Annotated in this window: 7 protein-coding genes and 3 pseudogenes; 2 read left to right on the top strand and 8 right to left on the bottom strand. The window is 56.0% G+C overall.

Annotation, left to right across the window (positions count from 1 at the left end; all coding sequences use genetic code 11):
• Positions 1-60: 60 nt before the first annotated feature.
• A complete protein-coding gene (locus ACRY_RS18795) occupies positions 61-1,248 on the bottom strand; it encodes a hypothetical protein (RefSeq protein WP_011930872.1) in 1,188 nt (395 codons plus the stop codon).
• 278 nt (positions 1,249-1,526) lie between these two features.
• A pseudogene (locus ACRY_RS02345) lies at positions 1,527-2,009 on the bottom strand (transposase); the annotation flags it as partial.
• Here ACRY_RS02345 and ACRY_RS02340 point away from each other — a divergent pair.
• Together ACRY_RS02340 and ACRY_RS02335 are read left to right on the top strand one after the other, a co-directional pair.
• Positions 2,005-3,228 carry an IS256 family transposase gene (locus tag ACRY_RS02340; RefSeq protein WP_011930870.1) on the top strand — a complete coding sequence of 408 codons (1,224 nt, stop codon included), beginning with the start codon at positions 2,005-2,007 and terminating at the stop codon, positions 3,226-3,228. The pseudogene ACRY_RS02345 and the gene ACRY_RS02340 sit on opposite strands and share 5 nt — an antisense overlap.
• A 42-nt stretch (positions 3,229-3,270) precedes the next feature.
• A pseudogene (locus tag ACRY_RS02335) lies at positions 3,271-4,413 on the top strand (IS1634 family transposase); the annotation flags it as partial.
• 102 nt (positions 4,414-4,515) lie between these two features.
• Here the strand turns inward: ACRY_RS02335 and ACRY_RS02330 are convergent.
• The 6 genes and pseudogenes from ACRY_RS02330 to ACRY_RS02310 form a co-directional block, all read right to left on the bottom strand.
• Entirely contained in the window at positions 4,516-5,706 is a 1,191-nt protein-coding gene (locus ACRY_RS02330) for an IS256 family transposase (RefSeq protein ID WP_043508988.1), read from the bottom strand.
• Between the two features lie 19 nt (positions 5,707-5,725).
• Complete coding sequence (locus ACRY_RS02325) at positions 5,726-6,934, bottom strand: IS256 family transposase (RefSeq protein WP_011930832.1); 1,209 nt, start codon at positions 6,932-6,934, stop codon at positions 5,726-5,728.
• Positions 6,935-7,497: 563 nt separating this feature from the next.
• A pseudogene (locus ACRY_RS02320) lies at positions 7,498-7,755 on the bottom strand (helix-turn-helix domain-containing protein); the annotation flags it as partial.
• Positions 7,756-7,822: 67 nt separating this feature from the next.
• A complete protein-coding gene (locus ACRY_RS02315) occupies positions 7,823-8,494 on the bottom strand; it encodes a MotA/TolQ/ExbB proton channel family protein (RefSeq protein ID WP_419465241.1) in 672 nt (223 codons plus the stop codon).
• Between the two features lie 74 nt (positions 8,495-8,568).
• Entirely contained in the window at positions 8,569-10,929 is a 2,361-nt protein-coding gene (locus ACRY_RS18785) for a TonB-dependent receptor (protein WP_231295232.1), read from the bottom strand.
• A gap of 498 nt (positions 10,930-11,427) precedes the next feature.
• On the bottom strand, positions 11,428-12,837 hold the full coding sequence (locus ACRY_RS02310) for an MFS transporter (protein ID WP_011930864.1): 1,410 nt from the start codon (positions 12,835-12,837) through the stop codon (positions 11,428-11,430).
• Positions 12,838-12,930 lie beyond the last annotated feature (93 nt).

Genomic DNA, 12,930 nt, shown 5'->3' with positions numbered 1-12,930 from the left:
TTATTGACGCTCGCGGAATGCCATAGGCGTGAGAGGCCGAGGCGATGCAGGCTGCCGTAATCATCCAGGTATCCCCTTAATACTCTGTTCCCGTGATCGCCAGCTTTCCACCAAAAACCCACCCGCCAGTGCAATGATCAGCACATACGCAGCCGGAACAAAAACATAGAGTCCATATTGTCCGCCTCGGGAGTTGAGAACAGCACACGCGATACATAATGCGACGACGAGGCCGCCACCAACCCGCTCCGCTGACCGGCCCAAGCGGGCCGACAACCCGACAAGGCTCACAATTCCAGGGGCCAGCGTCAGTACATCATAAAACATCAGCCGCGGATCAGATAATATCGAAACGGTAATGCCAATCCATATCCGTTGATTTGCCCGTGCCTGTGCGACACGACAAATATATATGGCACTAGAAAGCAAAATGGCTACGCCAATAACATACAGTGTCGCCATGTCTGCGCTGAATTGCCGCAGACCAATCAAACTCATCAGGTTCAAAAAACCGGCGCCACGATCATTTATCAGCGCGTAATATCGTATCAGCGCCATGTCATGCGTAAAAAGATGCGGCGACAATTTCATGAAGGCGACAAATGGCAGGATACCACCCGCGGTCGCCAACCCGGTATAGAAAATCTTTTGACGCCACCGCATAGGATGCAGGAGAAACACTGCGTTATAAACCAGAAATATTGGCTTGATCGCTGCCGCACAGATAATGCCAGCAACCAGCACAATCGGTATTTCCCAGAATAAAACAGCACACAGTGCGAGCGTGCAATGCACGATCACCGCAATATTTCCACAGATGAAAATGTCTGCACCTATCACCGTCAACAAACAGGCGCGCAGCCAACCTTGGCCGCCGACTGAGCGGCCGGTAATGAGGATTCGTAGAATGTAGATTAGCAAGAAATAGTATAATCCACCGTAGAGCGCGGTAGCCCCGCTGATTCCTGTTGAATGCTGCAACGCCGACCACAGGGACGCTAGATATGGTGGATAGACATACGGCGTCGGTTTGCGCAGGATGCAATGAGTTGTGTGAACATACAGTTCAGAATGCTGCGCGATCCGTGATGCCGCGCATGAGACAGCATCGTAATCTCGAAACCAGTGGTTCGGGCGACTAAACCGCTGGATCAACCCAACACCAATAGGCAGTAAAAACGCCAGAAATAGCGTCCATTCGGGCACATTTTTTGACGCGGCAATCACTCGGCGTATCATTGTGGTCATGTTATCCTGACGGCTCTTGACGAATACGGGATTATCTTGTGTCGATACTGAGCTGGCCCCCGTGATGAGGACCAGGGACTGGGGAAATTAAGTTGGAAGTAGCGCCGTTCTGATCTCCATGAAAATCAAGCTGCCTTTTGCTGCTGTTGTGGCTGTGGAGATGTGGTCGACGCGATAGCGTCGTCCAAGCTCGCCTGGAGGGCGAGCGTCATATCCACAGGATCGTGCCCCGAGGCGTGGTGTAGGAACGGGTTTTCTGAGCAGGGTTGGCTGCTCTGTCAGGCTGCGATTGTGGGCAGGCTGACCGTGGGAGTATCGCCCAAGGGAGCGATGGTTTCCAGTGTCATGTATCGGGCGCGCTGAACGGCCCATTCGTCGTGTTGCTCGAGGAGCAGGGCGCCGATGAGGCGGACGACGGCGGCCTCGTTAGGGAAGATCCCGACGACATCGCTGCGGCGCTTGATTTCGCCGTTGAGCCGCTCGAGCGGGTTTGTGCTGTGTAATTTGGCACGATGCTGGGCGGGAAAGTTCATGTAGGCGAGAACATCGGCCTCGGCGTCGTCCATCAGGGCGGCGAGTTTTGGGACGCGTGGCCGGGCCTGATCGGCGACGTCTCGCCATTGCTTGCGGGCGGCTTCGGCGTCGTTCTGGGCGAAGGCGGTGCCGATCCAGGCGGCGACGATGCGCCGCTGGGTCTTGCGGCAGTGTCCTGAATTTCGTGTGTGAGTGGCATAGTGGGTAGAAAGGAAGACCCATATGGCACGACGGAAAGCACCGGCGATCCCGGACGAATTGCTGGACCAGCTTCTGGCTGGGGGTGACGCGGCGGCAGCGCTGAATTCCGGGGATCTGGTGAACGCGCTGAAGAAAGCCCTGGCGGAGCGGGCCCTGAGCGCGGAGATGGATTACCATCTGAGTGACGAAGCGGAGGCGGAGAACAGCCGCAACGGCTATGGCCGCAAGTCGGTGTCGACCGGCACGGGGAAGATCGAGATTGCGATCCCACGAGACCGTGCGGGCAGCTTTGATCCGCAGCTGATCGCCAAATACCAGCGCCGGTTTCCAGGCTTCGATGACAAGATCATCTCGATGTATGCGCGGGGGATGAGCACCCGGGAGATCGCGGAACATCTGCGCGAGATCTACGGCATGGATGCCTCGGCGGAGCTGATCAGCACGATCACCGATGCGGTGCTGGACGAGGTGACATCCTGGCAGCAGCGTCCGCTGGACCCGGTCTATCCGCTGGTATTCTTCGATGCCATCAGGGTGAAGATCCGCGACGAGGGCGTGGTCCGCAACAAGGCGATCCATATCGCGCTGGGGGTTATGGCCGACGGGACGAAGGTCGTACTCGGGATGTGGATCGAGCAGAACGAAGGCGCCAAATTCTGGCTGCGGGTGATGAACGAACTGAAGAACCGCGGCGTCGAGGACATCCTGCTGGCGGTGGTCGATGGCCTCAAGGGGTTCCCGGAGGCGATCACGGCCGTCTTTCCCGAGACGATCGTGCAGACCTGCATCGTCCATCTGCTCCGGAATTCGATGGATTTCGTGTCCTACAAGGACCGCAAGGCGGTCGCCACCGCGCTCAAGGACATATACCGGGCCGTTGATGCCGGGGCCGCCGAGGCCGCTCTCGCCGATTTCGAGGCCGGTCCATGGGGCCAGAAATACCCTGCCATCGGCCAGAGCTGGCGCCGGGTGTGGCAGGAAGTCATCCCGTTCTTTTCCTTCCCCGGCGAGGTCCGTCGGATCATTTATACAACGAACGCCATAGAAGCTTTGAATTCCAAGCTGCGCCGGGCCATCCGCGCGCGCGGCCATTTCCCCAGCGATGAGGCCGCGGCCAAGCTGCTCTATCTGATCCTGAACCGATCCGAAAAAGAGTGGGTGATGCCACCTCGAGAATGGGCTATGGCAAAGGCTCAGTTCGCCCTCATCTTCGGCGATCGCTTCGTAAGGGCCCTGGCGGCCTGATGTTCAACCGCCGCCCATACACGGAATTCCTGACAGTGCCACCTGTTCCGCCTTGATGTCGATCTGATCTTCTACGACACCACGACGGCGTATTTCGAGATCGACATGGCCGACGAGACCGAACAGGTCTGGGGCGGGCGGCTGTTCGCGCCGCTGCGCCGGCGTGGCCACAGCAAGGAGGGACGCGACAATCAGCCGCAGGTGATCATCGCGATGGCGGTGACACGGGACGGCATGCCGGTGCGCTCCTGGGTGCTGCCCGGCGATACCGCCGATGTCGCGACGGTGGCGCGGATCAAGGAGGATCTGCGCGCCTGGAACCTCGGGCGCTGCCTGTTCGTCGGCGACGCCGGCATGTATTCGGCCGACAATCTGGCGGCGCTGAGCAAGGGGCTGGGCCGCTACATCCTGGCGGTGCCGATGCGCCGGCTGCGCGATGTGGACGAGGCGGTTCTGACCCGACGGGGGCGCTATCGGAAGGTTGCCGATAATCTGCAGGTCAAGGAAGTCGTGGTCGGCGACGGTGAACGGCGCAAGCGTTATGTCCTTTGCCTGAACCCCGAGGAAGCCGAGCGGCAGCGCCGGCATCGCGACGAGGTCCTGGCCAGCCTGCGCGCCGAACTGGCGCTGCTCGCCGCCCGAGATGCCGATCATCCCAGGGCCGCCTGCGCGCTGCTCACCTCGCGCCGCTACGGCCGCTACCTGAGCACGGATGACGCCGGCAGGCCGCATCTGGATTCCGGAAAGATCGCCCATGCCGCCCGCTTCGACGGCAAGTTCGTCGTGATCACCAACGACGACACCCTGTCCGCCGAGGACGTCGCTCTCGGCTACAAAGGTGGGGCGATCATCGAAGCCTGCTTCCGGCGGATGAAGCAGACCGGGCTCGAGGTCCGGCCCATGTTCCACTGGAGCCCGCGCCGGATCGAGGCGCATGTCCGGCTCTGCGTGCTGGCCCTGCAGATGCAACGGGCCGCGGAGCTTCGCTGTTCCCTGCCCTGGGCGCGCATCGCCCACAGCCTCGCCGGCCTGAAAGCCGTCCGCTACCAGGTCGAGGGCCGGACTATTGTTCAACGGACAAAAATCCGCCCGGAAGCCGCCGAGATCCTGAAAAACCTCGGAATATCAACGCCAAAGAAGCTTCTATCGGTTACTGAGCCGAGGCACACACAGGTCGCCGCTTAGGCACACGCCCCAAATCCGCATCAAAAATCCATCGGCAAACAGCCGATCTTTCCTCACGCATGCCCCATGACCGCGAACCCGTGTATGGGCGGCGGTTGAACATCAGGCCGCCAGGGCCCTTACGAAGCGATCGCCGAAGATGAGGGCGAACTGAGCCTTTGCCATAGCCCATTCTCGAGGTGGCATCACCCAGTCTTTTTCGGATCGGTTCAGGATCAGATAGAGCAGCTTGGCCGCGGCCTCATCGCTGGGGAAATGGCCGCGCGCGCGGATGGCCCGGCGCAGCTTGGAATTCAAAGCTTCTATGGCGTTCGTTGTATAAATGATCCGACGGACCTCGCCGGGGAAGGAAAAGAACGGGATGACTTCCTGCCACACCCGGCGCCAGCTCTGGCCGATGGCAGGGTATTTCTGGCCCCATGGACCGGCCTCGAAATCGGCGAGAGCGGCCTCGGCGGCCCCGGCATCAACGGCCCGGTATATGTCCTTGAGCGCGGTGGCGACCGCCTTGCGGTCCTTGTAGGACACGAAATCCATCGAATTCCGGAGCAGATGGACGATGCAGGTCTGCACGATCGTCTCGGGAAAGACGGCCGTGATCGCCTCCGGGAACCCCTTGAGGCCATCGACCACCGCCAGCAGGATGTCCTCGACGCCGCGGTTCTTCAGTTCGTTCATCACCCGCAGCCAGAATTTGGCGCCTTCGTTCTGCTCGATCCACATCCCGAGTACGACCTTCGTCCCGTCGGCCATAACCCCCAGCGCGATATGGATCGCCTTGTTGCGGACCACGCCCTCGTCGCGGATCTTCACCCTGATGGCATCGAAGAATACCAGCGGATAGACCGGGTCCAGCGGACGCTGCTGCCAGGATGTCACCTCGTCCAGCACCGCATCGGTGATCGTGCTGATCAGCTCCGCCGAGGCATCCATGCCGTAGATCTCGCGCAGATGTTCCGCGATCTCCCGGGTGCTCATCCCCCGCGCATACATCGAGATGATCTTGTCATCGAAGCCTGGAAACCGGCGCTGGTATTTGGCGATCAGCTGCGGATCAAAGCTGCCCGCACGGTCTCGCGGGATCGCAATCTCGATCTTCCCCGTGCCGGTCGACACCGACTTGCGGCCATAGCCGTTGCGGCTGTTCTCCGCCTCCGCTTCGTCACTCAGATGGTAATCCATCTCCGCGCTCAGGGCCCGCTCCGCCAGGGCCTTCTTCAGCGCGTTCACCAGATCCCCGGAATTCAGCGCTGCCGCCGGGTCACGTCCGTCAACGTGGTGGAAATTATAGATGGTTTAAGGTGACCAAGGATCATTCGGCTGCGGTGGCGATCTGGGGTGGAAATACGTCGATTGCGGGCGGTGTAAGTTCGGCCATTGGCTCGGTCTGCATGTAGCGATTTTGTGTTTGCCACTCGTCATTCTGCTCGAGGAGCACGGCGCCCACGAGCCTGATGATGGCGGCTTCGTTTGGAAAGATGCCGACGACATCAGCGCGCCGCTTGACCTCCTTGTTCAGGCGTTCGATCGGGTTGGTAGAGTGGATCTTGACCCTGTGTTGCACGGGGAAGTCCATGTGGGCGAGGACATCGACCTCGCTATCATCGATAAATGCGGCGAGCTTGGGCCATTTGGCGCGGAACTGGTCGGCGGTGTGGCGTAGCGTCTGGCTAGCGCCGGCACGGTCAGGCTGAATGAAGGCTTGGCGGAGCGCCGCCGAGACCATGCTCTGCTGGCCCTTGCCGACATAGGCCAGGGCATTGCGCATCCAGTGAACGCGGCATCGTTGCCAGGACGCGCCCATGACGCGGCGGATTGCGGACTTGAGGCCCTCGTGCGCGTCGGAGATGACCAGCTTTACCTGACGCAGACCGCGGCGCACCAAGCTCTTGAGGAAGGCAGCCCAGAAGGTCTCGGCCTCGCTGGGGCCGATGTGCAGCCCGACGATCTCGCGCTTGCCTTCGGTGTTAGCGGCCACGGCGATTATCGCAGCCACCGAGACGATGCGCCCTCCCTCGCGCTGCTTGAGGTAGGTGGCGTCGAGCCAAAGATACGGCCAGTCACCGGTCAGCGGGCGCTCGAGGAAGGCGTTCACCCGCTCGTCGATATCCTTGCACAGCTTGCTCACCGTGCTCTTGCCTATGCCACTCAGCCCCATGGCCTGCACCAGGTCGTCGACGCGTCGGGTGGAGACGCCGCCAACCCAGGCTTCCTGGATCACCGCGACCAGGGCCTTCTCGGACGTCTTCCTAGGCTCGAGGAAGGGCGGAAAGTAAGAGCCCTGCCGCAGCTTGGGAATGCGCAGTTGCAGATTGCCGAGCCGGGTGTCGAGGGAGCGATCGCGGTAACCGTTGCGGTAGGTCGTCCGCTCACCAGTGCGCTCATGGCGCCCGGCGCCGATCAGGCCTTCCACGTCGGCCTCCATAAGCAGTTGCACTACGGCCTCCGCCACACTGCGCAGGAAATCTCCATCGCCGGCTTTCGCCAGCAATTCAGCCAAGGGTAGTCTGTCGTCGGTCATCGGGTCCTCTCGGGTTCGGGTGAAGCTTCGCAACTCCACCGTAGCCGCTCGATCCGATGGCCACCTAAACCCAGGCTCATGCGTTGGATCGGCCCCTCCGGCCGGCTACGCCGACCTCCGGCGCCAATCCAACGCACGGCAGTCAGACAATTTCCACCACAAGCGCAGACATTAGCCTGCCGCCGCGTCACCCCCAGCCAGCAGCTGGTCCAGCAAATCGTCCGGGATCGCCGGCGCTCTCCGTCGTGCCATATGGGTCTTCCTTTCTACCCACTATGCCACTCACACACGAAATTCAGGACACTGCCGGCAATGATCGGTGCGCTGCCGCCGATGGCTGTGGATATGACGCTCGCCCTCCAGGCGAGCTCGGACGACGCTACCGCGTCGCCCACATACCCACAGCCGCAACAGCAGCAAAAGGCAGCTTGAGTTTCATGGAGATCAGTGCGGCGCCAATTCCAACTTAATTTCCCAGGTCCATGGTCCTCAACGCAGGGTCCACTTCATGGGTCTTCCTTTCTACCCACTATGCCACTCACACACGAAATTCAGGACACTGCCGTCAGCTGCGGCGTCGGTCCTGGCGCCTTGCGGTCGCGCAACCCATCTGGCCCATCAGCATTGAACCGGATCACCCAGTCCCTCACAATCTGCAGTGTGACGTGGCCCAGCCGCGCCGCCTCCGAGCGCGTGCCGCCGTCGTAGATCGCGGCAAGAGCCAACAACCGCCGGGCCAGAGCCGCCTCCCGGCTGCGCCGCGCCTGGCGGCGAAGGGTGGCAGCATCAAAATCAGTACGAAGGGATATCGCGCGCGGCATGGTGAACCTCCCAAGGAACACCAGTTTGACTCACAGCGTCCCCGCGTCGCGGAAGCACTATCGTGAGTCACTCCCCACAGGATTTGGTATTATCCATCGGCTTCGGAACGACGACTGGCGCGCCGTCGGTACGATTCAGCACCATGGTGCGGATCGTCTCAAGCTGGTGAATGATCAGCCGGACCTGGTTCTGCAGCATGTTGAAGGTCGCGAGGCCGATCATGGCGATAAAGATGCCGCACGCCGTTGCAACCAGTGCATCGGCGACGCCGCCGGTCACCTCTGCCGGCGCGTGGCCGGGCGTGGCGAGGATCGAGAAGGCGTGGAACATCCCGATGATCGTGCCGAACAGGCCGAGCAGCGGGGCGAGGGTGACGATCGTATCCAGCACCCACATCCGGCGGTCGAGCCGGGGCGCAACCAGCATGATCGCCTCATCCATGCGGCTGTTCATGCCGGCGTGGTCGGCGTCATTCATATGATTCAGGGCGGTGTCGAGCAGCAGCCCTTCGGGCATGCGGCCGGCAAAATCGCGCAACGCTGCAAGATCCTGCTCGTTCACCCGGCCCATGGCCGCCATCCGCCTGACGATCGAACCGCCCCGCAAGATCGCCCGGCGAAGATACCACATCCGGTCGATGATCACCGCTACTGCGATGACGAAAAGACCAGCGAGCACATAAAGCACACCGTCCGAATAATTTGCGAGATGAACGATATAATCATAAGACACAAGCATACCTCACGTAAAAACATCATATCATTAATTTAAATAGAGGCGGAAGTTGTCCGCCTCTATTATTACTCTTATTCTCACCGAAATTTTACATTTAAGCTTCCATAAGCAGTAAACGGCGCACCAGGTTCAGCCAAAAGTTGACCCGGAATACCATAGTAGCCACCGCCAGAATAATATTCGAAAGAATTATATTTATTATTCAGAACATTGAGAAGATCGAGATTAAAGTCGACGGCATGAACAAATTTTACCTTTGATGTAGCCAAGGCAACCTTCATTCCAAGATTAAGAATGCCGTACCCGCCAAGCTTATTTCGCGTGGGCAGGCCAGTATTATTATTATATATATCCTGACTTCCGGTGTACTGGTACCAAATCCTTGGCTGATATAGAATATTTGATTTGAAAAAAGAATAGTAAAGACCACCATTGAATGTCACCCAAGGGACATTTGAGATAGGCAATCCATTATAACTCTGACCTCCAGTCACATAATTAGCGTAATTTGCACTTTCGAAGCTGGCATTTGCATATACGTGTATATTATATTGTGGATCATCTTGAAAATATAAATTGAAGCCATGGAACACAGATGAGCCTGATGCAAAACGTCTATAATTTTGATTCGCGATTGGGATGGGGATAATTTGGTTTAGATCATTTAGATGATAATAGTTTGCACTAAATATGGCGTGATGAAGATAGGGAGCGTTCGGAATCAATACTTTTATTCCAAATTGATATTGATTAGATTTCTGTGGCTTTAATGTCGTGGCAACAAAATGCGCATATGTGCCACTAGCCCCGCCAACCCCTTTATAAGCGGTAGAATAGTTGGCATAAAGAGCAATATTTTTGTTGATTTTATAGTTCGCGCCTATAGATGGTTCAAATTCAACAAAGTTTGTCGACGAATTAGGCCTACGATCCCCATTGACACCAACAAAAGAATCTAGTCCAGTAGTAGTATTATATGGAAAAGCAGCAAGTGAATTATTAACAAAATCAGTATGCATTGAAACAACGCTCAAGCCAGGCGTCAGCCTAATATTTTTAGTCGGCCGAATCACATCCTGTGCAAAAGCAGCAAGATCGGTCTCATACAAATACGAGTTGTGATAATTATGCGGAACAACAAGGCTATAGTTAACTGGAATACCGTTAATAAGAACAGGCTGCCCTGCATTCGGCCCCGAATCATACACAGCTGGATTGTTTGGATTATAATAATCTAAGAATGAATTAAATTTATTATATACGGCATATCCGCCTAATGAAACCGTATTGTATGGTAATTTAAATGTGAAATAGGCTTTATCACCAAATGTTTGGCTGTGAGCATTGAAATATTGTATAAGTACATTGTTACTCTGTCCATAGTTATCATAGTGCTCGTGTATTCTTTCTCCGTATCTGTAAAATAAAATGTTATGAAACGATGTTGTTGAGTCTAATTTATCAAAAAACTTTGAATATATGAGATATGTTCTTATTGGGATTCTTTTATAATATATAGATTTAGGTAATGTATTGTAAAAACCTGTAGTCTGCTGAGAATAAATTGGTCCTGGGTATGAATTCCCTGTTATAGGATTGTCGCCATTGATAGTAACCTGCGAATTTGGCGATACTGGGATTGGAACAGGTCTGTAGGCAGAAGCCCTGGATGCAAATCCGCCAATACTAATCCGACCCCCAGGGAATTTCTTGATTATCTTTGCATAATACGCATAATTATTTGATGGATTGTTAAATCCATAGCCACTTAAATAATTTCCACTTCTGCCGATAGTTCCGGCAAATACGGCTGACCAACCGTCGTGTTCGCCAGTATCAAAAGAAAAATTGGTGCCACGCGCGCCGTATGACCCGAAGTAACCACCGATATCGGCCCGCGCCTTGGCCGTTGGTTCAATCGGTACAAAATTTAGGCCACCACCGATGTTATCGTACCAGCGATTAATAGGGTATCCCGGACCGTAAGTGACAGATAGGCCCTTGATAAAAGAAAGATTAGGAATCTCTGAAGCCTGCCAGACACCGTATGCCGGATCGACCATTGGCACACCATCGAAAGTAACCATGACAGTCCCATCATTGGAATTGCCGGCGATATTCCCCCACCCTGTTTTCATGCCATTGATACTGATACCCGCCCTCGGGGAACCACTCGTGCCATCAGCTTCAATGCTTACTCCGGGCGCCACTGCTAGCGCTTGAGCCGCACCGGCAGCCGGCCCCAATGCCTTGATCTGCTTTTTGCCTACCACTTTAATTGATTGAGTCGAGTTGAATATCTCTCTTTTTGTGGGTAGTTTAAGTAACGTATTCAATGCCCCTGAGGATGCGGTTACCTCGCCCGCATTGACAACAGTACCACCTCCAGAACTTACAGTCTGTGCGGATGCAGTATGGCTAAAAGGCAACGTCGCCATAGCAGTTGTTCCGAGTAAAAAAATTATATGTTTGTACGACGTTGGTCTCATAAGTTTCTTGTGACGTCTGTGAATGTAGGGCTCCATGACGTTATACATTCGGTATCTCCGTGCCAGTTATGTTTTACGTGCAGGAATTTTCTAAAAAATTTCCTGCCCACGGGACCGATATCAAAAAAAATCATGAATTTGATGACAATAAAAAGTCACACATATTACAATGATAAAAAACACATATATTTGATTATTGGCCAAATATACGACCCACTACGAAATACTGCAGGCTGAAGGTCGCACAGCCGGCATTTAATCTTGTTATCGACCAAGAGCGCAAGGCGATCTGCACGGACATATGGCCCCGGCAACACCGCCGATATTTCGGTTATCGTACCGACAGTCGATCGCCAGCGGTCGCGCTTCGGTATCCGGCGTGTCAGCCCCGTTGCTGGTCAAGGCAGCAAAATTTCTGTTCCCATTTAACGACTACTTAATACTGGTTCACGTCGATGATGCCCTCGCCATCATCGGTGACATGGCGACCTCGTCCGTGGTCTCATTACTCACAGCCTCCAGACTGAGACCGGCCGGCTCGCGCAGGCATACGGCCGTCAACACCAGTCCTACCATCGAGAAGAGAAAAGTGATGCGCAACGTGCCATAAAGCCCAAAATCTGTGATCAGGATCGGGAAGATAAATGCGCCGATGAACGCACCCACTTTCGCTACTCCCGCCGATGCGCCGTGGCCGGTGGTCCGTATGTTGACCGGAAAGACCTCGCTGGAGAGCAAAAATGTAGTCGTATTCGGACCGAATTCGGCGAAAAAATAGGACAGACCATAGATAATCAGGAATAGTCCAACGGTTGAAATCAGCATCGGAAACAGTCCGATGATCAGAAACATCAATCCCATGCCCGCGAAACCAATCAGTTGCAGTCGCTTATGGCCAATCCGATCAACCGTCAGGATCGCGAGGATGTAACCGGGCACCGCCGCCGCCGCGAAGATAATCAGGCTCATTGCCGTGCTCATCAGCAGGTCTGCATGCGGTGCGATCTGCTGCATGATCATGGGCGTCGAAATCGTGTTGCCATAATAGGCATAGTCGAACACGAACCACGTGCCGGCCGTTCCCAGAAAAACGAGCAAATAGCGGCTGAATGGCTGTTTCACCACCTTGTCGCGCCCTGCGGACGTCGCAGTTCCCAAGCTGAACGAAGCGAGTTCCCGCGCAGCGCGCGTACCGTCCCCTTTCACCCTGGCAAGCCATCGCGGGCTTTCTGGCAGGGTGCGTCGAATATAGATCACCATTGCTGCCGGTAGAGCGCCGAGGCCGAGCATGATGCGCCATGCGATGTCGTGATCGATGCCGGCTGCTAGCAGAGTGAGCGCGATCGCCGGACCAACCACCAGGCCGGCAGCCTGGGTGGAAAACACGAGGCTGACCATGCGGCCGCGTGATTTCGTGTTGGAATACTCGCTCATCAAAACGGCGGAAAGCGGATAGTCACCACCGATACCGAATCCGAGGATCACTCGCGCAATCAAAAGAATGGTGACATTGGGTGCGAACGCCGAGAGGAGAGCGCCCGCCGTCATCAGGAGCGCTTCCAGGCCATAGATCGACTTGCGACCAAAAATATCCGCGGTACGCCCGAACATGAAGGCGCCGACAAAGGTGGCGGCCAGCGAAATCGAGCCGATCAGCGCAACCGATCCGGGCGACAAATGCCATTCGCCCTTGATCAGGGTCAGAGCCGTGCCGATGATGAACAGGTCGTAGGCAGAGGCAAAAAATCCCATTCCCGCCGCAAAAATGGCTCGCAAATGGAACGGACTAAATACAACCTGGTTGAGCGCTTCGGAGACGGTATTTTCTACGGGCGGAAGTGCTGCTGATGTTGTCATGGAAAGCTCGTTGTCCTGGGTAAGTCCTGATTGGGAATTCAAACCTGGGCAGCTCGTGGAAATCACTAGAGGCTATGCGAGCCGTCGTGTGTT

Origin of the sequence: Acidiphilium cryptum JF-5, from assembly GCF_000016725.1 — a bacterium.
Classification (GTDB): domain Bacteria; phylum Pseudomonadota; class Alphaproteobacteria; order Acetobacterales; family Acetobacteraceae; genus Acidiphilium; species Acidiphilium multivorum.
This window is presented reverse-complemented; position numbering and strand designations above follow the sequence as displayed.

Bases quoted from the DNA above. Each gene is read 5' to 3' on its own strand.
- ACRY_RS18795 (WP_011930872.1), bottom strand. From the start codon at position 1,248: ATGACCACAATGATACGCCGAGTGATTGCCGCGTCAAAAAATGTGCCC.
- ACRY_RS02340 (WP_011930870.1), top strand. From the start codon at position 2,005: ATGGCACGACGGAAAGCACCGGCGATCCCGGACGAATTGCTGGACCAG.
- ACRY_RS02325 (WP_011930832.1), bottom strand. From the start codon at position 6,934: ATGACCGACGACAGACTACCCTTGGCTGAATTGCTGGCGAAAGCCGGC.
- ACRY_RS02315 (WP_419465241.1), bottom strand. From the start codon at position 8,494: ATGCTTGTGTCTTATGATTATATCGTTCATCTCGCAAATTATTCGGAC.
- ACRY_RS18785 (WP_231295232.1), bottom strand. From the start codon at position 10,929: ATGGCGACGTTGCCTTTTAGCCATACTGCATCCGCACAGACTGTAAGT.
- ACRY_RS02310 (WP_011930864.1), bottom strand. From the start codon at position 12,837: ATGACAACATCAGCAGCACTTCCGCCCGTAGAAAATACCGTCTCCGAA.